General features: G+C 61.2%; 27 protein-coding genes. 18 read left to right on the forward strand and 9 right to left on the reverse strand.

Annotated elements, in window-relative coordinates; genetic code table 11:
• Window positions 1–12: 12 nt before the first annotated feature.
• Window positions 13–1,098, reverse strand: coding sequence for an isocitrate/isopropylmalate dehydrogenase family protein (locus tag ACVC7O_RS07510; RefSeq protein WP_458325463.1), 1,086 nt, complete (start codon window positions 1,096–1,098; stop codon window positions 13–15).
• Window positions 1,099–1,376: 278 nt separating this feature from the next.
• On the opposite strand from ACVC7O_RS07510, the gene ACVC7O_RS07515 reads away from it, so the two are divergent.
• The 4 genes from ACVC7O_RS07515 (at window position 1,377) to ACVC7O_RS07530 (ending at window position 5,611) form a co-directional block, all read left to right on the forward strand.
• Window positions 1,377–2,342 carry a Bug family tripartite tricarboxylate transporter substrate binding protein gene (locus tag ACVC7O_RS07515; protein WP_458325464.1) on the forward strand — a complete coding sequence of 322 codons (966 nt, stop codon included), beginning with the start codon at window positions 1,377–1,379 and terminating at the stop codon, window positions 2,340–2,342.
• 78 nt (window positions 2,343–2,420) lie between these two features.
• Complete coding sequence (locus ACVC7O_RS07520) at window positions 2,421–2,948, forward strand: tripartite tricarboxylate transporter TctB family protein (RefSeq protein WP_458325465.1); 528 nt, start codon at window positions 2,421–2,423, stop codon at window positions 2,946–2,948.
• Window positions 2,949–2,980: 32 nt separating this feature from the next.
• On the forward strand, window positions 2,981–4,519 hold the full coding sequence (locus tag ACVC7O_RS07525) for a tripartite tricarboxylate transporter permease (RefSeq protein WP_458325466.1): 1,539 nt from the start codon (window positions 2,981–2,983) through the stop codon (window positions 4,517–4,519).
• A gap of 162 nt (window positions 4,520–4,681) precedes the next feature.
• Entirely contained in the window at window positions 4,682–5,611 is a 930-nt protein-coding gene (locus ACVC7O_RS07530) for a GntR family transcriptional regulator (protein ID WP_458325467.1), read from the forward strand.
• A 29-nt stretch (window positions 5,612–5,640) separates the two neighbouring features.
• On the opposite strand, the gene ACVC7O_RS07535 is transcribed toward ACVC7O_RS07530, so the two are convergent.
• Genes ACVC7O_RS07535 through ACVC7O_RS07545 form a run of 3 tightly spaced genes read right to left on the reverse strand, consistent with a single transcriptional unit; the run spans window position 5,641 to window position 7,476 of the window.
• Entirely contained in the window at window positions 5,641–6,696 is a 1,056-nt protein-coding gene (locus ACVC7O_RS07535; RefSeq protein WP_458325468.1) for a YeeE/YedE family protein, read from the reverse strand.
• Window positions 6,697–6,738: 42 nt separating this feature from the next.
• A complete protein-coding gene (locus ACVC7O_RS07540) occupies window positions 6,739–7,122 on the reverse strand; it encodes an ArsR/SmtB family transcription factor (protein ID WP_458325469.1) in 384 nt (127 codons plus the stop codon).
• A 6-nt stretch (window positions 7,123–7,128) separates the two neighbouring features.
• Window positions 7,129–7,476 (reverse strand): hypothetical protein, encoded by a 348-nt coding sequence (locus tag ACVC7O_RS07545; protein WP_458325470.1) that lies wholly within the window; start codon window positions 7,474–7,476, stop codon window positions 7,129–7,131.
• 101 nt (window positions 7,477–7,577) lie between these two features.
• Here ACVC7O_RS07545 and ACVC7O_RS07550 point away from each other — a divergent pair, with 101 nt between their 5' ends.
• The 13 genes from ACVC7O_RS07550 (at window position 7,578) to hemA (ending at window position 19,022) form a co-directional block, all read left to right on the forward strand.
• Complete coding sequence (locus tag ACVC7O_RS07550) at window positions 7,578–8,318, forward strand: cytochrome c biogenesis CcdA family protein (RefSeq protein WP_458325471.1); 741 nt, start codon at window positions 7,578–7,580, stop codon at window positions 8,316–8,318.
• Between the two features lie 16 nt (window positions 8,319–8,334).
• The gene (locus ACVC7O_RS07555) at window positions 8,335–8,895 is read left to right on the forward strand and encodes a thioredoxin family protein (RefSeq protein ID WP_458325472.1); all 561 of its coding nucleotides are present in this window, start codon (window positions 8,335–8,337) and stop codon (window positions 8,893–8,895) included.
• A 140-nt stretch (window positions 8,896–9,035) separates the two neighbouring features.
• Window positions 9,036–9,509, forward strand: coding sequence for a sulfur oxidation c-type cytochrome SoxX (gene soxX, locus ACVC7O_RS07560; protein WP_458325473.1), 474 nt, complete (start codon window positions 9,036–9,038; stop codon window positions 9,507–9,509).
• A 21-nt stretch (window positions 9,510–9,530) separates the two neighbouring features.
• On the forward strand, window positions 9,531–9,953 hold the full coding sequence (soxY, locus tag ACVC7O_RS07565) for a thiosulfate oxidation carrier protein SoxY (protein WP_458325474.1): 423 nt from the start codon (window positions 9,531–9,533) through the stop codon (window positions 9,951–9,953).
• Between the two features lie 21 nt (window positions 9,954–9,974).
• Window positions 9,975–10,304, forward strand: a complete 330-nt coding sequence (gene soxZ, locus ACVC7O_RS07570; protein WP_458325475.1) for a thiosulfate oxidation carrier complex protein SoxZ — start codon at window positions 9,975–9,977, stop codon at window positions 10,302–10,304.
• A gap of 65 nt (window positions 10,305–10,369) precedes the next feature.
• Window positions 10,370–11,194, forward strand: a complete 825-nt coding sequence (gene soxA / locus ACVC7O_RS07575; protein ID WP_458326055.1) for a sulfur oxidation c-type cytochrome SoxA — start codon at window positions 10,370–10,372, stop codon at window positions 11,192–11,194.
• A gap of 86 nt (window positions 11,195–11,280) precedes the next feature.
• The gene (soxB, locus tag ACVC7O_RS07580) at window positions 11,281–12,978 is read left to right on the forward strand and encodes a thiosulfohydrolase SoxB (protein ID WP_458325476.1); all 1,698 of its coding nucleotides are present in this window, start codon (window positions 11,281–11,283) and stop codon (window positions 12,976–12,978) included.
• A 17-nt stretch (window positions 12,979–12,995) separates the two neighbouring features.
• Window positions 12,996–14,273, forward strand: coding sequence for a sulfite dehydrogenase (gene soxC / locus ACVC7O_RS07585; RefSeq protein ID WP_458325477.1), 1,278 nt, complete (start codon window positions 12,996–12,998; stop codon window positions 14,271–14,273).
• A complete protein-coding gene (locus ACVC7O_RS07590; RefSeq protein WP_458325478.1) occupies window positions 14,257–15,294 on the forward strand; it encodes a c-type cytochrome in 1,038 nt (345 codons plus the stop codon). The genes soxC and ACVC7O_RS07590 overlap by 17 nt, the downstream gene beginning before the upstream one ends.
• Window position 15,295: 1 nt before the next feature.
• A complete protein-coding gene (locus tag ACVC7O_RS07595; protein ID WP_458325479.1) occupies window positions 15,296–16,000 on the forward strand; it encodes a c-type cytochrome in 705 nt (234 codons plus the stop codon).
• Between the two features lie 20 nt (window positions 16,001–16,020).
• Complete coding sequence (locus tag ACVC7O_RS07600) at window positions 16,021–17,286, forward strand: FCSD flavin-binding domain-containing protein (RefSeq protein WP_458325480.1); 1,266 nt, start codon at window positions 16,021–16,023, stop codon at window positions 17,284–17,286.
• A 90-nt stretch (window positions 17,287–17,376) separates the two neighbouring features.
• Window positions 17,377–17,805 (forward strand): DUF302 domain-containing protein, encoded by a 429-nt coding sequence (locus ACVC7O_RS07605; protein ID WP_458325481.1) that lies wholly within the window; start codon window positions 17,377–17,379, stop codon window positions 17,803–17,805.
• On the forward strand, window positions 17,805–19,022 hold the full coding sequence (gene hemA / locus ACVC7O_RS07610) for a 5-aminolevulinate synthase (RefSeq protein WP_458325482.1): 1,218 nt from the start codon (window positions 17,805–17,807) through the stop codon (window positions 19,020–19,022). The genes ACVC7O_RS07605 and hemA overlap by 1 nt, the downstream gene beginning before the upstream one ends.
• A 3-nt stretch (window positions 19,023–19,025) precedes the next feature.
• On the opposite strand, the gene ACVC7O_RS07615 is transcribed toward hemA, so the two are convergent.
• The 5 genes from ACVC7O_RS07615 to ACVC7O_RS07635 all read right to left on the reverse strand — a co-directional run bounded on the left by ACVC7O_RS07615 (window position 19,026) and on the right by ACVC7O_RS07635 (window position 22,937).
• A complete protein-coding gene (locus ACVC7O_RS07615) occupies window positions 19,026–20,090 on the reverse strand; it encodes a YeeE/YedE family protein (protein ID WP_458325483.1) in 1,065 nt (354 codons plus the stop codon).
• A gap of 107 nt (window positions 20,091–20,197) precedes the next feature.
• On the reverse strand, window positions 20,198–20,386 hold the full coding sequence (locus ACVC7O_RS07620) for a YgaP family membrane protein (RefSeq protein WP_458325484.1): 189 nt from the start codon (window positions 20,384–20,386) through the stop codon (window positions 20,198–20,200).
• 69 nt (window positions 20,387–20,455) lie between these two features.
• Window positions 20,456–21,079, reverse strand: coding sequence for a Crp/Fnr family transcriptional regulator (locus tag ACVC7O_RS07625; RefSeq protein WP_458325485.1), 624 nt, complete (start codon window positions 21,077–21,079; stop codon window positions 20,456–20,458).
• Window positions 21,076–22,023 carry an MBL fold metallo-hydrolase gene (locus ACVC7O_RS07630; protein WP_458325486.1) on the reverse strand — a complete coding sequence of 316 codons (948 nt, stop codon included), beginning with the start codon at window positions 22,021–22,023 and terminating at the stop codon, window positions 21,076–21,078. Before ACVC7O_RS07630 ends, ACVC7O_RS07625 begins: the two co-directional genes overlap by 4 nt.
• Complete coding sequence (locus ACVC7O_RS07635) at window positions 22,023–22,937, reverse strand: MBL fold metallo-hydrolase (RefSeq protein WP_458325487.1); 915 nt, start codon at window positions 22,935–22,937, stop codon at window positions 22,023–22,025. The genes ACVC7O_RS07630 and ACVC7O_RS07635 overlap by 1 nt, the downstream gene beginning before the upstream one ends.
• A gap of 176 nt (window positions 22,938–23,113) precedes the next feature.
• On the opposite strand from ACVC7O_RS07635, the gene ACVC7O_RS07640 reads away from it, so the two are divergent.
• Complete coding sequence (locus tag ACVC7O_RS07640) at window positions 23,114–23,545, forward strand: YeeE/YedE family protein (protein ID WP_458325488.1); 432 nt, start codon at window positions 23,114–23,116, stop codon at window positions 23,543–23,545.
• The last annotated feature ends 2 nt before the right edge of the window (window positions 23,546–23,547 follow it).

Raw genomic sequence — 23,547 nt, forward strand, 5'->3', positions numbered from 1 at the left:
TCAGGCGATGCGTCAGGCCGCGACCGCCTCAGCGGCGACGGCCTCGGCCACGTGGCGACCAAAGGCGTCTGTGTTCACGGTGCCGCCGAGATCGCGGGTGCGTTTGGCGGGGTCGTCTATGGTGCGGTCGACCGCGTCGGCGACGGCTTGACCGGCCTTCATCAGAGATTGGATGCCGCGCTGCTCGCCAAGCCAGATCAGCATCATCGCCGCCGAAAGGATCAGCGAGGTGGGGTTGGCCACATTCTGGCCCGCGATATCGGGGGCCGAGCCGTGTTGGGCTTGCGCGCAGCAGAGACCCGTTTCGGCATTGGCGTTGATCGACCCTGCCAGCCCCAGCGAGCCCGAGAGCTCCGAGGCCAGATCCGAGAGGATGTCACCGTAGAAGTTGGTGGCGACGACCACGTCATATGTCTCGGGCTGGCGCACCAGCAGGGCGGCGAAGGCATCGACAATCAGCTCTTCGGTTTCAACTTCGGGAAAGTCCTTTGCGACCGCGCGAAAGCATTCGAGGAAGAGCCCGTCGGTCATGAGGAAGGAGTTGGCCTTGTGGATCGCGGCAACTTTCCTTTTGCGCTGCATCGCGAGCTTGAAAGCCTCGCGACAGATCCGCATGGACCCGTGGCGCGTGATCTTGCGGACCGACAGCGCCATGTCCGGGTCGGGCATCATCTCGCCCACGCCCTTGAACATATTGCGATCCGGGTAAAATCCTTCGGTCGCCTCGCGCATGATCACCAGATCCATACCCGGCGCCTTGTTGGGCAGAAATTGGCGGCTGCGGGCCGGGCGTACGTTGGCGTAGAGGTCGAGGCCGATGCGAAAGCCCGCCGAGACGTTGCGCCCGCCTTCGGCCACGGGCGGGTAATCCATGTGAGACTGGGTGCCCAGGATAACGCCATCGAAGTCGGTGCGCGCCCGGTCGAGTACCTCGTCGCGCAGGGTGATGCCGTGGGCCTTGAGGCTGGCAAAGCCTGAGATTTCTTCATGAAACGACAGGTCGAGATCAAAGCGCGCGTTGACCGCGTGAAGCACCTCCAGGGTCGCGCCCATGATCTCGGGGCCGATGCCGTCGCAGGGCAATACCATAATCTTCATGTCCAGAGCTCCTCCCAGCCAAACCATGTTCGACGCCATATCTATATTGGTCTTTAAAATCTAAAAATGTAATATGCAACAGCAAAATGCAATTTTCGGTTTGGAGCCTCAACCACAGTACTCGCGATGCTTGAGTTTAGCCACATTCGCAGATCTGATGTTCACTACGTATCTTTTTTGATCTCACCCAAGTGCATTTTTAATTGACAAGGTGCAATATTTGGATTTATTGCACGAAAAGCAATAAAAATGCAAAAGTGATCCAAGGGAGGAAACCAATGATCATGCGTCGAACCTTTTCCGTGCTGGCTGCTGCCGCCGTTTCATCCGCGCTGGTGTTACCTGCGCTGGCAGGCGACTATCCGACAGAACGGCTGACTTACACGATTGCTTTTGGCCCGGGTGGCGGCAATGACCGGATGTCCCGCACCGTCGTCGATATTCTGCGCAGCTACGATCTCTACGGGGGCGATATCGTCGTAGAGAACCGCGAAGGTGGCAGCGGTGCTGTGGGGTTCAGCTATGTCAGCCAGAAGGCGGGGGATCCGTATCGGCTCACGTCGACCAGCGGTAATTTCATCGGCACACCGCTGGTGGCGGACACCGATTGGACCTATGCGGATTTCACGCCGATCGGGCTGTTGGCGAGTGACGCAATGCTTCTGGTTGTCCGCTCTGACTCGGATTTTGTGGATGTCGATGCCTTTGTGGAGGCCGCAAATGCAGGCCGGATCACCATCGCGGGCAGCGGTTCTGCCGGTCCCGAGCGCGTGACGGCAGCGCTCTTTGCCAAGGCCGCGGGCATTGAATTCGAATATGTCCCGATCGGGTCGGGGGGCGAGTTGGTCACGGCGCTCACGTCGGGCAGCGTGGACGCAGTGGTGGCCAACCCCTCGGAGGTGGCCGGTCAGTTGGACGCGGGCACACTGAAAGCCTTGGCCTTCTCCGATAGCGCCCGCAGCACCAACAATCCCGATGTGCCGACGTTCATGGAACTGGGCTATGATTTCAGCTTTTCGTTGCCGCGCGGCGTGGTGATGCCGGCGGATCTCGACCCGAGCGTGCAGGAGTGGTGGATTTCGACGCTGAAACAGGTGATCGACACACCGGAATGGCAAGAATATCTGGCGAAAAACGGCATGTCGGGCAATCCGATCTGGGGAGCGGACTTCGCCGCTTACTTGGAAGAGACGAGCGCGCAGTATCGGGCTGTTCTGGTCGAGATCGGCGCCATCGAAGGCTGATCGAAAGCGTATTGGTTCGGGCGCCGATCTCTGGTGCCCGAACCGGTATGGCGCAGCAGGTCCGGAGGGGGAGGTCCGATGAAGAAGTGGTTTGCAGCGGGTCTGCTGATCCTTGCGATTGGCTACACGCTTTATGGTCTGAACACGCTCATGCTCGTCACGTCCTCCGGGCGCCCTGCGGCTGGGTTCTTCCCGCTGGTCGTGGGAGTGCTTCTGATCCTCTCCTGCGCGGTCAACCTCTGGGGTGATCTGCGGGAGTGGCGCCTGGAACAGCGCACCGGGATCGCGCCCGTGCATCAGGCAGACCCGGAAGCAGAAGCGAAAGCGGATGCGTTGGGCGTGGATGCGCATGCCATCGACGGCGGGCCGGAGCACGGGCGGGATGTCTTTGTCGTGTTTCTCTATATCTGCGGCTTCGTCGCGATCATGAACACGGTCGGGGCGCTGCTGGCGATGGTGATCTTCATGCTGGCCTTCCTCTTCACGTTCAACCGCCGCCATCCGGTGAGCAACCTGGTCTACAGCCTGGCCTTGCCTGGGTTTCTCTATGGGCTCTTCAAGATCCTTCTCAATGCGTCGCTGCCGCTCGGCCCGCTGGGGTTTTGACGTCATGACCATGCCACAAAAGGACATCTCCGATGCTGGGTGATATTGCAGCCAACCTGTCACTGGGGCTCAGCGTCGCGGCCTCGCCGGAAGGGTTTTTGTTCCTTCTCCTCGGTGCCTTTCTGGGGATGATCGTGGGTCTCTTCCCGGGTTTTGGCCCTGCCGCGGGGATTGCCGTGCTCATCCCGATGACCTTCGGGCTGCAGCCGACCATTGCGATCATCATGCTGGCGGGCATCTATTACGGCTCGATGTATGGCGGAACGATCACCTCGATCCTGATCAACACGCCGGGGGAGTCGGCGACGGTGGCATCGACGATTGATGGCTATCCGCTGGCCCAGAAAGGGCGGGCGGGGCCTGCGCTGGTCATGCAGGCGATTGCCTCGTTTTTCGGGGGCACCATCGGGGTCATCCTGATCACCGCGCTGGCCCCGTCCCTTGCCACTTTCGCGGCATCCTTCGGGCCGTCGGAGTATTTCCTGATCATCGCGGTGGGGCTTCTGATGCTGACCACGATGATGGGAGACAACAAGTTCAAGGGGTTTATCTCGGCGCTGATCGGCTTTGCGGTCGGAACTGTGGGCGTCGATGTGATGAGCGGCCAGCAGCGCTATACCTTCGGCTCGCCCGAGTTGATCGGGGGCGTCTATTTCGTGGCGGTTGCGATTGGCCTCTTCGGGATTGGCGAGCTTCTGCACTGCATCTTCAATGGCCAGCACCGGCAGCCCGCCAAACGGCTGCGGATCAGCTTTCGTGACAAGGAATTCTGGCCCTCGAAGCAGGACTACTACGAGTCGCGTTTCACTTTCTGGCGCGGCTCGGCCATCGGCTTTGTCGCGGGGGTGTTGCCCGGGTCTGGCGCGACCCTCGGCTCGATCATTGGCTATTCGGTGGAAAAGAAGGTCGCGAAGGACCCAGAGAAATTCGGCAAGGGTGAAATGCGCGGGCTGGTGGCCCCCGAGGCCGCGAACAATGCAGCCTCCGCCGGGGCGATGGTGCCTCTGTTGTCGTTGGGCATCCCCGGCTCGGGTGCGACCGCCGTTCTGCTGGGCGCGTTTCTTATGTGGGGTCTGCAACCGGGGCCGCTGCTGATCGTGAACGACCCGGACTTTGTCTGGGGCCTCATCGCGAGCATGTATCTGGGCAACATGATCCTGATCGCGATGAGCATCTTTGCGATCCCGCTCTTCGTGAAGTTCCTCGATATTCCTTATGTGAATGTCGTGCCGGTCATCGTGCTGCTCTGTGTCATCGGAGCCTTTGCCATCAACGCCAGCATCATCGAGACATGGATCCTGGTGGGCAGCGGGCTGGTGGGGTTTGCCATGAAGAGATACGGCTATTCGCCGGCGGCGACCGTCCTGGCGCTGGTGCTGGGGTCGATGGCAGAAGAGACCTTCCTGCAAAGCTACATCATCTCGCAAGGCACCATGAACCTCTTCTGGCAGCGGCCTGTCTCTCTGGTGCTGTCGCTTGTCCTTCTCGCCATTATCGTCGTTCCGATTGCACTGTCGCTGCTGCGCAGGATGCGTCATGGCAAGGCGCGCGCCGCTGGGGAAACTTCGTAGTTTGGTAAGCGGCTTCGGCGCTTGGCGGCCCTCTTCACGCGGCAATTTTGCATCTGAAATCCGAAAAATGCTGAACTCTGGTTATATTTGGTATCTAAAAATGCAAACTCGCCCACAAAGGGGCGCGGCACCGGCCTTGAAGTCCCCAAGCAGATCGGAGGTTTGACCCAACAGATGCGGACGAGCGATCTTCCACAGCGCATTTCACGCCGCCTGTTGCAGGACATCGCCACGGGCGGCATTCACGCGGGGCAGCATCTGGGCGCGCAACAGCTGGCAGACCGATACGGCGTGTCGCGCACGCCGGTGCGCGAGGCGATGAATCTGCTGGAGACAAAGGGGTTTCTGGTCCGGCGCGAGAACCGGGGGTACTTCGTGGCCGAGCCTGATCGCGAAGCGTTGAGCCAGTTGCTGGATGAGCAACCGGCATCGCTGAACGATGAGTACCATAAGCTGGCCGAGGATTGGCTGACCGCGAAACTGCCCGAAGACGTGACGGAGCAGTTTCTGCGCCAGCACTATGGGTGGTCGAAGGCCCGCACCAGCGACCTGCTGGTCCGTGCAACCCGGGAAGGCTGGGTCGAACGGAAGGAGGGCTATGGCTGGCGCTTTCTTCCGGTGGCCAACACGCCGGAAGCCTTTGACGAAATCTATCGGTTTCGGATGGCGATCGAGCCGGCGGCGATGCTGGAGCCCTCCTTTGCGCTGAACCGTCAGATCTTGGGTGAACAGCGTCGCATTCAGGAAGGGATGCTGGAGATGGATTTCAATGCGGTTCCGGCGGAATCGCTGTTGGAGAATGGTGCGCTCTTTCATGAAGAGCTGATCAAGCTGTCGGGAAACCCGTATTTCCTCATGGCGCTGCAGCGGGTCAACCGGATGCGGCGGCTGATGGAGTATCGCGCCGAGGTGAACCACGAGCGACTGGTCGAGCAATGCACCGAGCATCTGGAGATCCTCGATATGCTCGAGGCGGGTGACAATCTGGATGCCTCCCACAAGATGCGCCAGCACCTGAGCGGCGCGCTCAAGCGGAAATCGCCGCTCACCTGGACCTGGGCGGCGGATGCGATGAAGTCCGGGGGCGGGTGACATGGCGCAGTTGTTGCGCCGATGGCGAGCTATTCCGCCGGGGCGAAGCCTTCGATCAACTGGCGCAGGCCAAAGGCGGCGCCGACGAAGATCGCCAGGAATGCAACGGGCGCGCTGAAGGCGAGGACGGAGAAGGCGGAAATCCCTTGTCCGACGCTGCACCCGACCGCGAGGATCGCACCGGGGCCCATGAGGGAGGCGCCGATGATCTGGCGGCGCAGCTCGCGCGGGTCTTCGCAAGCCTCCCAGCGGAAATGGCCCTTGGAATAGGACCCAAGCACCGCGCCGATGAGCACACCGACAACGGAACCCACGCTGAAGGACAGTGTGTTACCCGAGGCGGTCATGGCATAGTAAATCGTGTCGCCGATGGGGGCGGCGAAGGAGTGGGTTTCGATGGGTTCGGCCTCAAACCCCGCGTTGGCAACCCAATAGGTGCCGACCCAGCCGGACAGGATGGCGAGCCCCACGACAACGCCCCAGAAGATATGGCCGCGCGAGCGGCGGAGCTCGGCGGAACTGAGCGCCAATGCCAGAAGTGCGCCACCGATGGCGAGGCCCGTCACGGCTGGAGAGATGCCCAGGCGCTGTTCGGCCAGCTGGCTGAAGCCTTGCGGAGATGTGGCCTCCAACTCGACCGGGAAGAACCAGACGCGGAGATGCGCCAGCGGTCCTGACATCACGAAATAGGCGGACAGTCCCATGACCAGGACGATCACGAAAGCGCGCATGTCACCGCCGCCGAGCCGTGCGAGCGCGCCGTAGCCGCAATTGCCGCTCAGTGCCATGCCATAGCCGAACATCAGGCCCCCGATGATGGTGCCCAGCGGGTTCCATTGGCGGTCGAGATAGGCAGTGTCGGCGCCATGCATCCAGCCCGACGACATGGCGATATGGGTGCCGATGATGGCGACGCCGATAGCGATTGCCCACATGCGCAGCCGTCGATCATCCGAGCTGTAGAGAACGTCCTCGATGGCGCCCAGCGTACAAAACCGTCCGATGCGTGCGGCCAGACCTAAGGCTATGCCGCCGATCAATCCGATCAGCGCAACACTGTTGGCCTCTCCAATGAGCTCTATCATGCCAGCTTCCTCCCGAAGACCGGCGCGGGGCGAGCGTGCCGGTCAGTCTTGCCTGCAGAACAGGTCGTAGACGACTTCCATGATTTGCTTGGGCCGGTCATCTGTCAAGCTATAGTAGATCGCCTTGCCCTCCCGACGGGGGGTGACCAGCCCTTCGAGCCGCAGCCGCGACAGCTGTTGCGAGACCGCCGCCTGTCGCGCCGACAGCAGGTCTTCCAGCTCGGTCACGGATTTCTCGCCCGAGGCCAGGTGACACAGGATCATCAGGCGGCCCTCATGGCTGATCGCCTTGAGGAAATTCGACGCGGCCTGCGCATTCTTCATCATGCGGTCCATGTCTTCGGCGCACATGTTCGGGTCGAAGACAGGCAGGCGCGAGGGCGTCTCGCCTTGCGGTTCGGACTGTTGGGGCGCGTCAAGTGTCATCTCGGATCATCCTGTCTGTTCCAGGGAGATGTTCGCTTTCTCGAACATCATGGTCAACAAACCCCAAAAGAAGTCTTCACCGGGATACCCTTCGATCCGGCCAACCTCAATCCCGTCCTCGATGAGCAGAAACGTGGGCGTAAAGCGGACCTTGCCTGTCAGCTCGGCCTCAGGTGTGTCTGCATGCAGGTCGTAGCGCCGCAGCGGCGCTGTCCTGCCTTCGGTCGTTTTGGGGTAGATATGGGCGATTTCCTCGTTCCAACGCGCGCACCAGAAACAGCCTTTTTCTTCTGCCATAAGAAGATAGGTCTCCGCGCTCGCGGTCAGGGGCAACCACGTGGCGATGATGAACACCAGACACTTCAGACGAACCACGTCGAACTCCGATTGACGAAAACCTAACTTGGATCATAATCTAATATTTGAATACTTCAAGGTTTGCAGGCAGAATCATCATGTTTGATGTGACATATTTGGGCGCTTTGGCCGCCGGTCTGCTGTCTTTTTTGTCACCGTGCGTGCTGCCGATGGTTCCCTTTTACCTCAGTTACCTCGCGGGCGTCGGCGTGAACCAGATCTCAGCCGGGGGGGTGGTGACGGGTGCTGTGCGCTGGCGCGCGTTTCTGACCTCTGTCTCCTTTGCCTTTGGGGTGATCACCGTTTTTGTGGGGCTAGGGGCCACGGCGACGGTCTTCGGGCAAATGGTGCGGGAGTATTTCGAAGTGCTCCGCTGGGTCGCGGCAGGCATCATCATCGCGATGGGGCTGCATTTTCTTGGGGTGATCCGGATTGGGTTCCTGTATCGCCAGTTTCGCGCCGATGCGGGCGACACCTCGAACGTGGGTGTTCTGGGCGCCTATGTCATCGGACTCGCCTTTGCCTTTGGCTGGACGCCCTGCGTGGGGCCGGTGCTGGCCGCGATCCTGTTTACGGCTGCCGGGCAGGACACGGCGGAGCAGGGGGCGACGCTGCTCTTTGCCTACGGGCTGGGCATGACGCTGCCGTTCGTGGTCGCCGCGCTGTTCATCGGGCCGTTCATGTCCTGGATGGCCCGGTTTCGCCGCCATCTCGGTATTGTCGAAAAGCTGATGGGCGGGCTGTTGCTGCTCTTTGGCATTCTAATCGCGACCAATTCCATCAATGTCATCGCCCAATGGATGCTGGAGCACATCCCGTGGTTCAGCACCATTGGCTAACCCCGGGAGATCCCCTATGACCCGTCTGCTTGCTGTGTTGATCGCTGTTCTGACCGCCCTGTCGGTGCAGGCCGCCGAGATCGGGGACGATGGCCTGCACAAGGCCTCCTGGATGCGCGACACCTTCAAGGACCTGGGCGAAGACTTGTCGGAGGCCAGTGCGGAAGGCAAGCGGCTGATGGTCATCATCGAGCAGCGCGGCTGTATCTATTGCCAGAAGATGCACGAGGAGGTTTTCGTCGTTCCAGAGGTGGCCGACTATATCACGGACAATTTCTTCGTGGTGCAGATCAATATGTTCGGCGACGTCGAGGTGACGGACTTTGACGGGGAGATGATGCCCGAGAAAGACATCGTGAAGCGCTGGGGCGCGCTCTTTACGCCGACGATCCTGTTCTTTCCCGAAGAGGTCGGGGCGGATATGACCGCCTCGGAGGCTGCGGTCGCCGTGATGCCGGGGGCCTTCGGGCGCTGGACCACTTACAACATGCTGACCTGGGTGATCGAAAAGGGCTATGAGGCTGATGAGCCATTTCAGAAGTATCACGCGCGAAAGTTTGAAGCCCAGAAGGACTGAGCCCCAAGGCGGGTGTTAGAATACATCCGGAAATTGCTGCATCTGCGAACAGATAGAAAAATTCACTTAGTTGAATTTGATGTTGCGTGAATCACAATTGTGTGCGCAAGTATGCAAGAAACGGTCACACGGGAGGGTTCATGACACGTTTCGCCATACTTGCCGCAGCAGCTACAACATGCGCGACCATCGCGGCGGCGGAGGCCGTCAAGCCGACAGAGGTCGCCTTTGTCGATGGTGTCATCGAAGCCTCTCTGACTGGCACACCGGGCGATCCGGCCTCGGGCGCTGAGATCATGAACAAGGGCGCGGGCAACTGCATTGCCTGCCACGAGGTCACGGCGCTGAGCCATCTGAGTTTTCACGGCGAGATTGGCCCGACGCTGGATGGCGTCGCCGATCGTTGGACCGAGGCGGAACTGCGCGGGATCGTGGCGGACGCCAAGATGATGTTTGACGGCACGATGATGCCCTCCTTCTACAAGGTCGACGGGTTTGTCCGGTTGGGCGATGCCTATACCGGCGATGCCCATCAGGGCGAGGTGGAGCCGCTGTTGACGGCGCAGCAGATCGAAGATGTCGTCGCCTATCTGATGACGCTCAAGGAAGAGTAAGACGAGAGATTGGAGAAGCACATGGAACTGACACGACGGAATGTACTGGTGCTCGGCTCGGCGGCGTTTGCCGCGACTAGCCTGAGCGCCCTGCCAGCGGTTGCGTCGCTGGCGGAGGATGAGATTGCGAAGCTGACCGGCGGTGCCGAGCTGGGCTCGGGCGATCTGACGATCACGGCGCCTGAAATCGCGGAGAACGGCAACACGGTGCCCATCGATGTGAGCGCGCCGGGAGCTGTTATGGTGGCTGTTTTTGCCGATGGCAACCCGACGCCTGCTGTTGCGACCATCAAGTTCGGGCCACTGAACCCTTCGCGGGAGGCCTCCACGCGGATCCGCCTGGCCGCGACGCAGAACGTCATCGCCATCGCGCAGATGGAAGATGGCACGTTCCAGAAGGCGTCGGCGGAAGTGAAAGTCACCATCGGCGGCTGCGGTGGCTGATCAGAGACGAGGAGAAAAGATATGGCATCTGGTGTGAAACCCCGGGTCAAGGTCCCGAAAACCGCATCGGCGGGTGAGACGATCACGATCAAGACGCTGATCAGCCACAAGATGGAAAGCGGCCAGCGCAAGGACGATGATGGCAACATTATCCCGCGCTCGATCATCAACCGGTTTGTCGCCGATTTTAACGGGCAGAACGTCATCGACGTGACGCTGGAACCGGCGATTTCGACGAACCCGTACTTCCAGTTCGAGGCGATTGTGCCGGAATCCGGTGAATTCCAGTTCACCTGGTACGACGATGACGGGTCGGTCTACGAGACCTCCAAGAGCATCGACGTGTCTTAAGGCCACCGCGCAGAGGGAGGGGACAGATGATAACAACAAGAACGACATTGCGCGGCCACTTGGCCATGGGGATTGCGCTTAGCGCCTTGGCCACCACGACGTGGGCGGGGCCGGACGAGGACAGTCTCGTGATCAACGATGAGATCGAGATTGTCACCGAGACAGTAGCGCCCGCGCATATGGACTATGTCGATACGATCTATTCCGGCTGGCGCTTCCGCTCGGACGAAACGCAAGCCTTTCAGGCAGATGACTTTGACAACCCGTCGATGATCTGGGTCGAGCAGGCCGAGGAGGTTTGGAACACCGCCGATGGTGAGGCTGGCAAATCCTGCGCCTCCTGCCACGACGGGTCCGACACGATGACTGGTGTGCGCGCGGTCTATCCAAAGTGGAACGAGGCGGCGGGCGAGGTCCGCACGTTGGAGATGCAGATCAACGACTGCCGCGAGAACCGGATGCAGGCAGAGACCTGGAAGTACACCGGCGGCGAGATGGTGAACATGGTTGCGCTGATTTCCTCGGTGTCGCGTGGCCTGCCCGTCAACGTGGCCATCGACGGCCCCGCGCAGTCGACCTGGGAGATGGGCAAGGACATCTACTACACGCGCTATGGCCAGCTCGAGCTGTCCTGCGCCAATTGCCATGAAGACAACTACGGCAATATGATCCGCGCCGACCATCTGAGCCAGGGACAGATCAACGGGTTCCCGACCTACCGGCTAAAGAACACCAAGTTGAATTCGGTGCATGCGCGGTTCAAGGGCTGTGTGCGTGACACGCGGGCGCAAACCTTCGCGCCCGGTTCACCGGAATTCGTCGCGCTGGAGCTTTACGTCGCCTCGCGCGGCAATGGTCTGAGCGTCGAGGGCCCGTCGGTCAGAAACTGAACAGACGGCCTCGCACGCTGGTGCGGGGCCTTTCTCGCGCTTAAATTATTCAAACATGCGCATATGTTTTGAGGAGCTACACGTAGATGATTTCGCGCCGTGATTTCCTGCAGGTTGGGATGGCCGCCTCGGCCCTCGTGGGGGCGTCGGGCTTTGGGAACTGGGCGCGGCTGGGCGCGCAACAGGCGTTGACCCAGGATCAGCTGCTGCAGTTCGACACCTTCGGCAACGTCTCTCTGATCCACGTGACCGATATCCATGCGCAGCTCAAACCCATCTATTTCCGCGAGCCTTCGGTGAATATGGGCGTAGGTGCAAACAAGGGCGCGGTGCCCCATGTGACCGGCGCGGAGTTCCGCAAGCTCTATGGTATCGAGGACGGCAGCCCTAGCCATTATGCCTTGAGTTCAGGCGATTTTTCAGCGCTCGCGCAGGCTTATGGCCGGGTCGGCGGGCTGGACCGTGTAGCCACCGTGGTCAAGGCCATCCGAGCGGACCGGCCTGATGCGATCCTGCTCGACGGTGGTGACACTTGGCATGGCTCCTACACCTGCTATCACACGCAAGGCCAGGACATGGTCAACGTGATGAACGCTCTGCAGCCCGATGCGATGACCTTTCACTGGGAGTTCACGCTGGGCTCGGACCGGGTGGCGGAGATCGTTGAAAACCTGCCTTTCGCGGCTTTGGGCCAGAACATCTTCGATGCCGAATGGGATGAACCGACGGAGCTCTTCCCGCCGTACAAGATGTTCGAGCGGGGCGGCACCAAGATCGCGGTGATCGGGCAGGCGTTTCCTTACATGCCCATCGCCAACCCCGGCTGGATGTTCCCCGAATACGCCTTCGGCATTCGCGATGAGAACATGCAGACGATGGTTGATGAGGTTCGCAGCCAGGGCGCGGACTGCGTCGTGGTTCTGAGCCACAACGGCTTTGACGTGGACAAGAAGATGGCCACGGTTGTGAGCGGTATTGATGTGATCCTGTCCGGGCACACCCATGATGCGCTGCCTGAACCTGTTCTATCCGGAGAGACGATGATCGTACCGTCGGGGTCGAACGGGAAATTCGTGAGCCGCGTTGATCTGGACGTGCGTGATGGCCGCATGATGGGCTACCGCCACAAGCTGATCCCGATCTTCTCGGATGTGATCGCGCCGGATCCGGAGATGACGGCGCTGATCGATGCGCAACGGGCGCCGTTTGAGGCGCAGCTCGCCGAGGTCATTGGCCAGACCGATAGCCTTCTGTACCGGCGCGGCAATTTCAACGGCTCGTGGGACGATCTGATCTGCGATGCACTGCTCTCCGAGCGGGATGCGGAAATCGCGCTAAGCCCGGGGGTGCGCTGGGGGCCGTCGCTGTTGCCCGGACAGGACATCACGCGCGAGGACATTTGGAACGTAACCTCCATGAGTTATGGTGAGGCGTATCGCACCGAGATGACGGGGGACTTCCTGAAAGTTGTGCTGGAGGATGTGGCCGATAACATCTTCAACCCCGACCCCTACTACCAGCAGGGCGGCGATATGGTGCGCACGGGGGGTATCGGTTACCGCATCGATGTCTCGAAACCGCAAGGCAGCCGGATCAGCGACATGACGCTCCTGAAGTCTGGTGAAGCCATCGACCCGGCGCGGGACTATGTGGTCGCCGGGTGGGCCTCGGTCAATGAGGGCACGGAAGGGCCGCAGATCTGGGATGTGGTCGAGGACCACATCGCCAAACAGGGCACCGTCTCGGTGCAGTCGAACACCAGCGTCGAGGTTGTCGGCGCATGAGCATGGAGACCTCAGATATGGATGATGCCGTCAAAGCACCGTCGCGCCGGGCTTTCCTGCGTGGCAGCGCCGCGGCCGTGGCCGGGACCGTTGCAGGCGCCGCCGCCGCGAGCGAACCTGATCCGCTGATCACCGAAGTGCAGAGTTGGGCCTCGGCCACCGGTGAGGGTGTGGATGCGACCCCGTACGGTCTACCCATCGAGTTCGAAGCCGATGTGGTGCGGCGCAACGTGCCGTGGCTGACGGCGGACCCCATCTCTTCCATCAACTTCACGCCGATCCATGCGCTGGACGGCACGATCACCCCGCAGGGCTGCGCCTTCGAGCGGCATCATTCGGGCGCGATTGAGCTGCGCAAGGAAGACTACCGGCTGATGATCAATGGGCTGGTCGATACGCCGCTGATCTTCACCTACGCCGACTTGGAGCGCTTCCCGCGCGAGAACCACGTCTATTTCTGTGAGTGCGCGGCTAATACGGGAATGGAGTGGGCGGGCGCCCAGTTGAACGGCGTGCAGTTCACCCATGGCATGATCCACAACATGGAGTATTCCGGCGTCTCGCTGCGGACGCTTCTGGAAGAAGCGGGCCTCGGTGCGGCGGGCGATCTGGCCGACAAATGGGTCTATGTCGAAGGAGCCGATGCCTCGTCGAACGGGCGTTCGATCCCGATGGAAAAGGCGCTTGATGACGTGCTCGTCGCCTTCAAGGCCAACGGCGAGGCGCTGCGCAAGGAGCACGGCTATCCCGTGCGGCTCGTTGTGCCGGGCTGGGAAGGCAACATGTGGGTGAAATGGCTGCGCCGCATCGAGGTCATGGATGGCCCGGTCGAGAGCCGAGAAGAGACCTCGAAGTATACCGATGTGCTGGAAGACGGTACGGCGCGGAAGTGGACTTGGGTGATGGACGCCAAATCGGTCATCACCTCGCCGAGCCCGCAAGCGCCGATCACCCACGGACCGGGCGCGCTCGTCATCACCGGGCTCGCGTGGTCTGGGCACGGGCGGATCACGCGGGTCGATGTCTCCAAGGATGGCGGCATCACCTGGGAGACAGCGCGGCTTGGCACGACGCAGGGGACCAGCAAGGCGCTGACCCGCTTCTACCTCGACACGGAATGGACAGGCGAGGAATGGCTTCTGCAGGCGCGGGCGATGGATGAAACCGGCTATGTCCAGCCGACCAAGGACCAGCTGCGCGCCGTGCGGGGCGAGAACTCGATCTACCACAACAACTGCATCCAGACCTGGCACGTCAAATCGAACGGGGAGGCGGAAAATGTCGAAGTTTCTTAAGGGATTGGCCATCTCTACCCTGCTGGCAAACCCGGTCTGGGCTGAAGGCTACGGGCTCGGCCGACCGGCGCTGCCAGAAGAGATTGCGGCGTGGGACATCGATGTACGCCCCGACGGCCAAGGTCTGCCAGAGGGTCGTGGGGATGTCTTCACCGGCGAAGAAGTCTTTGCGGACTACTGCGCCTCCTGTCATGGTGACTTTGCCGAGGGTGTGGACAACTGGCCGGTGCTGGCTGGCGGCTTCGATACGCTTGGCGATAAGGATCCTGTGAAGACCGTGGGCTCCTACTGGCCGCATCTCTCCACCGTCTGGGACTATGTGAACCGCTCGATGCCGTTTGGCGGGGCGCAGACGCTGGAGGCTGACGAGGTCTATGCGATTGTCGCCTACATTCTCTATTCGAACGATCTGGTCGATGATGAGTTCGAGCTCAGCCACGAGAATTTCGCCGACTTCGAGATGTACAACGCTGATGGCTTCATCGTGGATGACCGGGCCGAGACCGAATATGCCGCATGGCGGGTCGAACCCTGTATGGAGGCCTGCAAGGACAGCGTCGAGGTGACCATGCGGGCTTCGGTGCTCGATGTGACGCCGGACGAGGGGGAGGATGAGGCGGCGATGTCCAACGCCGCACCGATCACTGTTGCTGCCACGTCGGAGGCAGAGGTCACCGAGGTTGCCCTTGCCACGCTCGATCCTGAACTGGTCAAGGACGGCGAGGCCGTTTTCAAGAAATGCAAATCCTGCCACCAGATTGGCGAAGGGGCCAAGAACAGGTCAGGACCGCACTTGAACGGTGTTCTGGGCAAACAGGTCGCTTCTAACCCGGACTTCAAGTACTCTAGGGTGTTCCAGTCCGCTGCCGAGGAGGGCCGTGTCTGGGATGACGCGACGATGACCGAATTCCTGGCCAAGCCGCGCGCATACATGAAAGGGACCAAGATGGGTTTTGCCGGGCTCAGAGATGAGGCGGACATTGCAGCGGTCATCGCCTATCTCAAGAGCTTCGACGGGTAGGATGATAGGCCGGGCTCTCTCCAGCGTGGTGATGGCGCTCTGCCTGTTTGGGGCGGCCAGCCAGGCAGAGACGGGTGACCCGCAGGCCGGAGAGATTGTTTTCCAGAAATGCAGCGGCTGCCACCAGATCGGGGCAGGGGCGGCGCATCGGATCGGGCCTCATCTCAACGGTGTCTTTGGACGCGTCGCGGCGAGCCATGCCGACTTCCGGTATTCCAAGAGCTTTCAGCGAGCTGGGGCTGGCGGGCTGGAATGGCACGCAGACACGCTGGATGTCTTTCTCGAAAATCCCCGTGCGATGACCAGCGGCACGCGCATGAGCTTTCGCGGCCTGAAGGACGCCAAGGACCGGCGCGATCTGATCGCTTACATGCGACGCTTTTCCGACAACCCGGCGGACATTCCCGAAGCCGATCCGACCGCCGCCAGCACCCGTCATGACGTCGATCCGGAGATCCTCGCGCTGGTGGGGGACCCGGAGTATGGCGAATATCTCAGCGGCGAATGCACCACCTGTCATCAGGCGGCGGGCGGCGATGATGGTATCCCGTCGATTGTGTTGTGGCCGGAGGAGGACTTCGTGGTCGCCATGCACGCCTATAAGACGAAGAAGCGCAACCACCCGGTCATGCAGATGATGGCCGGACGGCTTGGCGATGAAGAGATCGCGGCTCTCGCGGCGTATTTCGCCAGGCTCGACGACTAGGATTTCAATGGGAGGAAAAAATGACATTCAACAGACGTAGATTTCTAGGCACGTCCGCGGCTGTCGGGGCGACGCTGGCGTCCCCGATGGTGCTGGCGGATAGCCACGGCAAACCGCGCGTGGTCGTGATCGGTGGCGGTGCAGGGGGCGCGACCGCCGCCCGATACATCGCAAAGGACAGCAAAGGGGACGTCGATGTCACCCTGATCGAACCCTCACGGACGTACTACACCTGCTTCTTTTCGAACCTCTATCTCGGTGGATTCAAGGAGATTGATGATCTCGGTCACTCTTATGGCAAGCTGGCTGCCAGCGGTGTCAATGTGGTGCATGACTGGGCCGTTGGCGTGGATCGCGATGCCAAGACCGTGACGCTCGCCGGCGGTGCGGCGCTGCCTTATGACAAACTGATCCTGTCGCCCGGTATCGATTTTGTCGAAGGATCGGTTCCGGGCTGGGATCTCGGGGCGCAAAACGCGATGCCGCATGCCTACAAAGCCGGATCGCAGACCGAGCTCTTGAAGGCCCAGATCGCTGCGATGCCGGAGGGCGGGACCTTTGCGATGGTAGCACCACCCAATCCCTATCGCTGCCCACCCGGGCCTTATGAGCGGATATCGATGGTCGCGCATACGCTCAAGCAATCCAATCCGACGGCCAAGATCATCGTGGCAGACCCCAAGCCGAAGTTCTCGAAGATGTCGTTGTTCCAGGAAGGCTGGGCAAATCACTATGAGGGGATGATCGACTGGATCGGCGAGGATTTCGGGGGCGACAATGTCTCGGTCGATCCGGTCAACATGACCGTGACAATCGATGACGAGGAAACCGCTGTCGATGTCTGCAACGTCATCCCCGCGATGAAGGCTGGACGTATCGCCGAGATTGCCGGGGTCACGGAGGGCAATTGGGCGCCGGTCAATGCCGCGGATATGTCCACGAAAGCGGACCCGGATGTCTATGTTCTGGGCGATGCAAGCCAGCAGGGGGACATGCCGAAGTCGGGCTTTTCCGCGAACAGCCAGGCAAAGGTCTGTGCCAATGCGGTGCGCGGCGCGCTGACCGGTTCCAAGGTGTTCCCGGCGAAGTTCTCCAACACCTGCTGGTCGCTGATCTCCACCGATGATGGCGTGAAGGTGGGGGCGACCTATGAGGCCACCGAGGAAAAGATCGCCAAGGTGGATGGCTTCATCTCGCAGACCGGCGAGGATTCGGCGACGCGCAAGGCGACTTACGAGGAATCCGAAGGTTGGTATACCGGCATTACCACCGACATGCTGGGCTAGTGTGACCGCGCCCCGATGTCTTGACCTTGCTCGAGGATCGGGGCGCGATGTCGTGCAAGCCTGCCTGCAATGGAAGAAGGAGGACTGCCCATGAAACACTTGATCTTGACGGCTGCGTTGGGTGTGGCGAGCGCAGCATCCGCCAATGAAGCGATCACCGTGGCGTTTGATGGCTCGTTCGAGGATGCCGCTTTTGCTGTGGAGAGTGCGATCCTCGGTAAGGGGCTAGTGATTGATTACGTCAGCCACACCGGTGAGATGCTGAACCGCACCGGCAGCGATGTCGGCAGCGACGTGGCGCTGTTCAAGGAGGCGGATATCTTCCTCTTCTGCTCCGCCGTTGTCTCCCGCGAAGTGATGGAGGCCGACCCGATGAACATCGCGCATTGCCCCTATGGGGTTTTCGTGGCTGAGGACGCGGATGGCGTGATGATCGGCTATCGCGAATATCCGGATGGCGAAATGCAGAAGGTTCAGGCGCTGCTTGCGGAGATTGTCGCGGAGGCTGCCGAGAACTGATGAACTACCACGATTTCTTTCAGTCTGAACTCGACCGCCTGCGGGACGAGGGCAATTACCGCGCCTTTGCCGAACTCGAACGTCATCGCGGTGCCTTCCCGCGCGCAACCTGTCACAACGGGCCGGGTGATGTCACCGTCTGGTGCTCGAACGACTATCTTGGCATGGGGCAGCATCCTGCCGTTCTGGAGGCCATGCACGCCGCGCTTGACCGGACTGGTGCCGGGGCTGGTGGCACACGCAACATCTCTGGTACGACCCACGACCACGTGCGTCTGGAGGCCGAACTCGCAGATCTGCATGGCAAGGAAGCCGCTCTGCTGTTCACCAGCGGCTATGTCTCGAATTGGGCGGCCCTGGGCACTTTGGCGGCGCGCATGCCGGGATGTGTGGTTCTCTCTGACGCGTTGAACCACGCCTCGATGATCGAAGGCATCCGGCATTCGCGTGCGCAGAAGGTGATCTGGAAGCACAACGATCTGGGTGATCTGGAAGCCAAGCTGGCCGCTCTGCCAGCCAATGCACCCAAGCTCATCGCCTTCGAGAGCGTCTATTCGATGGATGGGGACATCGCACCCATCGCCGGGATCTGCGATCTGGCCGACCGCTACGGAGCCATGACCTATCTCGATGAGGTGCATGCGGTTGGCCTTTATGGCCCGCGCGGTGGCGGGATTGCCGAGCGTGAGGGCCTGATGGACCGTGTGACGGTGATTGAGGGCACCCTGGGCAAAGCCTTTGGTGTGATGGGCGGCTATATCGCCGCTTCGGCCGAATTGTGTGACTTTGTGCGCTCGTTTGCCTCCGGCTTCATCTTCACCACGGCCTTGCCGCCGTCAGTTGCCGCCGGGGCCGCGGCCTCTGTCCTGCATCTCAAGAAGAGCGGGGTGGAGCGCGCGGCGCATCAGGCGGTGGTCGCAAAGGTGCGCGCGCGGCTCGATGCCATCGGCCTGCCGCATCTTGAGAACCCTAGCCACATCATCCCCGTGCTGGTGGGCGATCCGGTCAAATGCAAATACATCTCGGATATTCTGCTGAAAGATCACGGCATCTACATCCAGCCGATCAACTATCCCACCGTCCCCAAGGGCACTGAACGTCTGCGGATCACCCCGTCACCGGTGCACACCGACGCCGATATCGATCATCTGGTGCAGGCGCTTGAGAGCTTGTGGACACTCTGTGCGCTGGCGCGGCGCCCAATCGCGGCGCAATGAGAGCTAGCGGGCGTGTGCGGGGCGCGAGAGCGGGCCACCCAGAAGGATGCTCGTCGCCACAGCTCCGATCCACATACAGAACACGGCGAGCCAGGCCGTCACCGCAAGGATCGCTCCGCCCGACAGGCCCGCACCCACGGCGCAGCCACCGGCCAGCATGCTGCCAAAGCCCATGAGCATACCGCCGATGAGGTAGCGTTCCATCGGCGTGTCAGGCTCGAACCTCTGGATGTGCGCCTCGCGCTTGGCGACGGCGGTGATCATCGCGCCGAGGAGGACGCCGGGAATGAGCCCCAGCCCGAAGCTCAGCGGCAAGGTCTGCGCATTGACCAGCGCCATCAGGGTATCGGTCGAGGGGCCCGAGAATGTGACCGATTGCACTGCGACGACCTCGAAGGAGCTGTTGGCAATGGCAAAGGTCAACTGCCATCCGGCAAAGACCGCGCCTCCGACAAGGGCCGCGGAGAGGAGTTCTGACGCCCGCACGCGTTGGCGCAGGCCAAAGCCCAGCGACAGCGCCAAGGCGACTATCGCGGCGGCCGGGACCCAATCGACCAACGGGCCGTCGGGATTGAGCAGGCTGCGCGCCGCGCCGCCCTGGACGGTCCAGAGTGCGGCAAGCGTTTCGCGGAGCGGTGAGAGGACCCCGCGCAAGGCGGCTTGGGCCGTCAGGGTCAGTACCAGCCCCGTGACGATCGCGCGCAAGTTGCCTGACGCAGACAACACCAGCAATCGGCTGGCGCAGCCACGCGCGAGGATCATGCCGCATCCGAAGAGCAATCCGCCGATGATAGCGCCCGAGAGGCTGCCGGTGGCCGACAGCTGCCGGGCTGCGCTGACATCAAGCGTGCCCAGATGCACGGCAACCTGAACCGATGCGAGGGCTGTGAAGAAAGCCACCAGCCAGATGGCGAGCCGTGGGCCGAACCGTCCTTCCGCGACCTCTGCCGTTGCGGCACGCAGACAGAAGCGCGCATGGTAGGCCGCGGCGCCGAAGACAAGGCCGACGGCGGCACCCGAGGCCAGCAACAACTGGCCCTCGCCAAAACGATCAATCAAAGCTTCCATCGTGCGTCATACATCCGGCTTGTTGCGGGATGTATGGTCACGATGTGCCCGTGCGTCTTTGACATGTCTCAAAGACGGACGAGCGCTCGGGAGGCCGCAATCGGCGGTCAGCAGTCCGCGCAGGTCTTGATGCCGAGGACGCGGTAGATTGGGCAGAAGTTCATGAAGGCGGTCAGAACAAAGATGGCGCCGATGTAGCCCCAGACACCGATTGTTGCGGTCAGGGCGAGCACGATCAGAAGTGCGCCGAGCACAAGCCGGGCAAGGCGGTCATAACGTCCAAGGTTCTGGGTCATTGTCAGTCTCCTGAGATGTGGTTTCTCACCTGAGTCTGCCAAAGACCAGAGCGCCAGTCAGTGACCCTGTCACAGAGGCTCATGCGCGCCATAGGTCCTTAGCGCCGCCGGATCGCACAGCGTGATCTTCCCGCGCCCGAGTTCGATCCAGCCATTGCGCTCAAAGGATTTCAGCGTACGCGAAACGACCTCACGTGCGGTGCCCAACTCCTGCGCGATATCCTCGTGGGTGAGGGTCAGAAGCGGGCCCGGCTGTCGGGCCAGCCAGCGTGCCAGTCGCTGGTCGGTGCGGTGCAACAGCAACTCGTCAATCACATCGGTCAATTCGCCGACGCGGTGGGCGAGGTTGCGGAAGACAAGTTCCCGAAACCTTGCGTCCTTTGCCAGCAGCTCCTGAAAACGCCGTGCCGGTATGGCGGTGGCCTCCAGCGCTTCTTCCGCATAGCCGTAGCCGGAATAGGGACGGCCTGACAAAAGACCGGTGGTGGTCAGCACACAGCTGTCACCGGCAGGCACCCGGTAGAGCACAACCGTACGCCCCGCCGAGTTGGTCTGTTCAACCCGCACAGTGCCGCGCAGCACGATCAGATAGGCGGCGCTGTCATCGCCCGGCTGGAACAGACAGGCTCCGTCCGGCGCCGTGACCCGGTCACCTTCGGATCGGTATTCGGTGAGGGAGGCTGCGTCACTCACTCGAACTCCATCTGCTCATAGACCCGGCCCGCGTTTTTCGTGGCCAGTTCTTCGAAAGTATCGAGGTGCGCATAGGGCGACTGGTCCACATAGTAGGCGTCGGCCAAGTCGCCGCCCGCCTCCAGATGCTCGCCGATTCTCGCGCGCAGATAAAGCAGGTAATCCTTCGTGTAGCGGCGCACCTGATCCATGTTGGTCGGATGCCCGTGTCCAGGAATGACGTATGTGGCTTGCAGGGGCTCAAAGGCGGTGTCCCAGGTCTCGAGCCAATCCAGCGTGATTGTGTCCTCGAAGATCGGCAGCATCCGTTCATGGAACGCCATGTCTCCGGCGATCACCAGGCTCTTATCTGGCAGCCAGACAGAGACATCACCGGGGCTGTGTGCCGGGCCAAGGTACAAGACTTCGATACGATATGCCCCCATCTCGATCACCTGCGTCTCCTCGAAGGTCTGGGTCGGGCCGGAGAGGTAGGTGCCTTCGGCCTTATCACGGTTGTACCGCTTCATCCCTTCGAGGATCTGCACGCCATAGTCCTCGAACTCCTGCGCGGCCTCCACATGAGCCAGGATTGGCACGCCCTGATCAGCCCAATAACCGTTGCCCAGCATGGCGTGACCCTGGCCGTTTTCGTTGATCACCAGGCGGACCGGTTGATCGGTGACCGCCTTGATTTCGGCATGCAGTGCCTCGGCCAGAACATAGGCAGCCCCACCATTGATCACCACCACGCCGTCACCTGTGACTATGAAGCTGAGGTTGTTGTTGTGACCTGCGTTTTCATAGGTCGGGGGGGCCGTGGCACCAATGGCTGACCAGACGTTGGGGATCACCTCGACGGGCTTCGAGTAGAGCGGAGACCCGGGGTATTGATCGGCGATGTCCTCGCTGGCGACAGCGGCTGAGGCGAGGGTGGTTACAAGAGGGAGCAGGGAAAGGCGCATCAGCTATCCTCCAGGACAAAGCGGTATCCATCAGGGGTGGCCTCGGCCCGACCGATGCCGCCACCGGGCAAATGGAAGCCGACAAGCTGTATCTTCTCGTGAACCAGCCTGTCGAGCAGCGTTTTGCGGGTCGCGGCTGCGAGAGCCATGTCCTGATCGGATCCGCTCGGCCAGTCGGGCTTGCGGAAGGCCACGTGATGATTGCCGATGGCATCGCCAACAACCATCGCGCTGGTTGAGCCATTCCGCAGCTCGAAACTCATGTGGCCGGGCGTATGGCCAGGGGAGGACACGGCGGCGATGCCGGGCAATACCTCGTGCCCGTCGTCAAGGAATTCGACCACACCTTCGATGGCCTGCATCCGTCGCTTTGCCCCGACCGCAAAAGCCAGCCGATCTTCGCCGATGGTGTCGAGAGTCTCCGGCTTCCACCAATAGTCCCATTCGGTCCGGCCCATCATGAACCGCGCTTCGGTGAAAACCGGCTCGTCGAAATCGTCAAGCAGCCCCCAGATGTGGTCGGGGTGGGCGTGGGTGAAGAGAACGTGGGTGATGTCTTCGGCCGCAAGACCAATTGCCTCGAGGCTCGCCAAAACGGAGCCCGCCGATGGCATGAAGTCGGGTCCCGCGCCAACATCAAACAGAACCGTATGCGTGCCATCGCGATAAAGCGCGAGGTTGCAATCCGGTGTCAGCTGCTGATCCGACAGGTCGAATTCCGTCAGGATCACCGAAAGCTCGCCCTTCGGCATGGGTGAAAACAGAAAGCTGCCCGGCAAAACGAGGTGGCCGTCGCTGACTGTGGTCAGGGAAGCGGATCCCAATGCGATCTCGGCCGAAGTCAGGCGCGGCATGGCGGCAGCGAAGGGCATGGTCGCGCAGCCTGACAGAAACCCCCTCCGGGTGAACGGCATGATGAGCCTCCCAATGAAATATTATATTTGAATATGATTGATTGTTGGGGGGCTGGCAAGCGTGACGATCATTTTGAAGCGGGTTGTGCGTTCGATTTCATATTTACATAAACACATTCGAATGTTTATTAGTTATTATGTGACCGTCACCTTAGGAACACGGAAAGAGAGACGCCATGGCTACCGAATTCACACCACTCTGGTCGCTCTCGGGCGGCGTGTTGATTGGCCTCGGTGCGATCCTTCTCATGGCGTTTCTGGGGCGGATCATGGGCGCGACAGGGATCCTTGCGGGTGCCTTGGTACCTGCGTCCGCGCAGGAGTTTTCATGGCGTGCCGCAGTGCTCGCGGGTATGATCTCGGGCCCACTTGTGATCTTTGCCATGACGGGGAAGATGCCGGAGATCCAGGTTCCCGTATCGGCGATCATGATGATCGTTGGTGGCCTTCTGGTTGGGATCGGGGTGAGCATTGGAACTGGCTGCACCTCCGGGCATGGCGTTTGCGGCATCGCACGGCTGTCGCGCAGGTCCATCGCAGCCACGCTCACTTTCATGGCGGTCACGGCCGCCACCGTTTACATCCTGCGTCACGTCATAGGGGTTTGATC

The sequence above is a fragment of the Roseobacter cerffii genome, from assembly GCF_054226325.1.

Coding starts and splice junctions, on each gene's coding strand:
- ACVC7O_RS07510 (WP_458325463.1), bottom strand. CDS start 1,098: ATGAAGATTATGGTATTGCCCTGCGACGGCATCGGCCCCGAGATCATG.
- ACVC7O_RS07515 (WP_458325464.1), top strand. CDS start 1,377: ATGATCATGCGTCGAACCTTTTCCGTGCTGGCTGCTGCCGCCGTTTCA.
- ACVC7O_RS07520 (WP_458325465.1), top strand. CDS start 2,421: ATGAAGAAGTGGTTTGCAGCGGGTCTGCTGATCCTTGCGATTGGCTAC.
- ACVC7O_RS07525 (WP_458325466.1), top strand. CDS start 2,981: ATGCTGGGTGATATTGCAGCCAACCTGTCACTGGGGCTCAGCGTCGCG.
- ACVC7O_RS07535 (WP_458325468.1), bottom strand. CDS start 6,696: ATGATAGAGCTCATTGGAGAGGCCAACAGTGTTGCGCTGATCGGATTG.
- ACVC7O_RS07540 (WP_458325469.1), bottom strand. CDS start 7,122: ATGACACTTGACGCGCCCCAACAGTCCGAACCGCAAGGCGAGACGCCC.
- ACVC7O_RS07550 (WP_458325471.1), top strand. CDS start 7,578: ATGTTTGATGTGACATATTTGGGCGCTTTGGCCGCCGGTCTGCTGTCT.
- ACVC7O_RS07555 (WP_458325472.1), top strand. CDS start 8,335: ATGACCCGTCTGCTTGCTGTGTTGATCGCTGTTCTGACCGCCCTGTCG.
- soxX (WP_458325473.1), top strand. CDS start 9,036: ATGACACGTTTCGCCATACTTGCCGCAGCAGCTACAACATGCGCGACC.
- soxY (WP_458325474.1), top strand. CDS start 9,531: ATGGAACTGACACGACGGAATGTACTGGTGCTCGGCTCGGCGGCGTTT.
- soxZ (WP_458325475.1), top strand. CDS start 9,975: ATGGCATCTGGTGTGAAACCCCGGGTCAAGGTCCCGAAAACCGCATCG.
- soxA (WP_458326055.1), top strand. CDS start 10,370: ATGGGGATTGCGCTTAGCGCCTTGGCCACCACGACGTGGGCGGGGCCG.
- soxB (WP_458325476.1), top strand. CDS start 11,281: ATGATTTCGCGCCGTGATTTCCTGCAGGTTGGGATGGCCGCCTCGGCC.
- soxC (WP_458325477.1), top strand. CDS start 12,996: ATGGATGATGCCGTCAAAGCACCGTCGCGCCGGGCTTTCCTGCGTGGC.
- ACVC7O_RS07590 (WP_458325478.1), top strand. CDS start 14,257: ATGTCGAAGTTTCTTAAGGGATTGGCCATCTCTACCCTGCTGGCAAAC.
- ACVC7O_RS07595 (WP_458325479.1), top strand. CDS start 15,296: ATGATAGGCCGGGCTCTCTCCAGCGTGGTGATGGCGCTCTGCCTGTTT.
- ACVC7O_RS07600 (WP_458325480.1), top strand. CDS start 16,021: ATGACATTCAACAGACGTAGATTTCTAGGCACGTCCGCGGCTGTCGGG.
- ACVC7O_RS07605 (WP_458325481.1), top strand. CDS start 17,377: ATGAAACACTTGATCTTGACGGCTGCGTTGGGTGTGGCGAGCGCAGCA.
- hemA (WP_458325482.1), top strand. CDS start 17,805: ATGAACTACCACGATTTCTTTCAGTCTGAACTCGACCGCCTGCGGGAC.
- ACVC7O_RS07615 (WP_458325483.1), bottom strand. CDS start 20,090: ATGGAAGCTTTGATTGATCGTTTTGGCGAGGGCCAGTTGTTGCTGGCC.
- ACVC7O_RS07620 (WP_458325484.1), bottom strand. CDS start 20,386: ATGACCCAGAACCTTGGACGTTATGACCGCCTTGCCCGGCTTGTGCTC.
- ACVC7O_RS07630 (WP_458325486.1), bottom strand. CDS start 22,023: ATGCGCCTTTCCCTGCTCCCTCTTGTAACCACCCTCGCCTCAGCCGCT.
- ACVC7O_RS07635 (WP_458325487.1), bottom strand. CDS start 22,937: ATGCCGTTCACCCGGAGGGGGTTTCTGTCAGGCTGCGCGACCATGCCC.
- ACVC7O_RS07640 (WP_458325488.1), top strand. CDS start 23,114: ATGGCTACCGAATTCACACCACTCTGGTCGCTCTCGGGCGGCGTGTTG.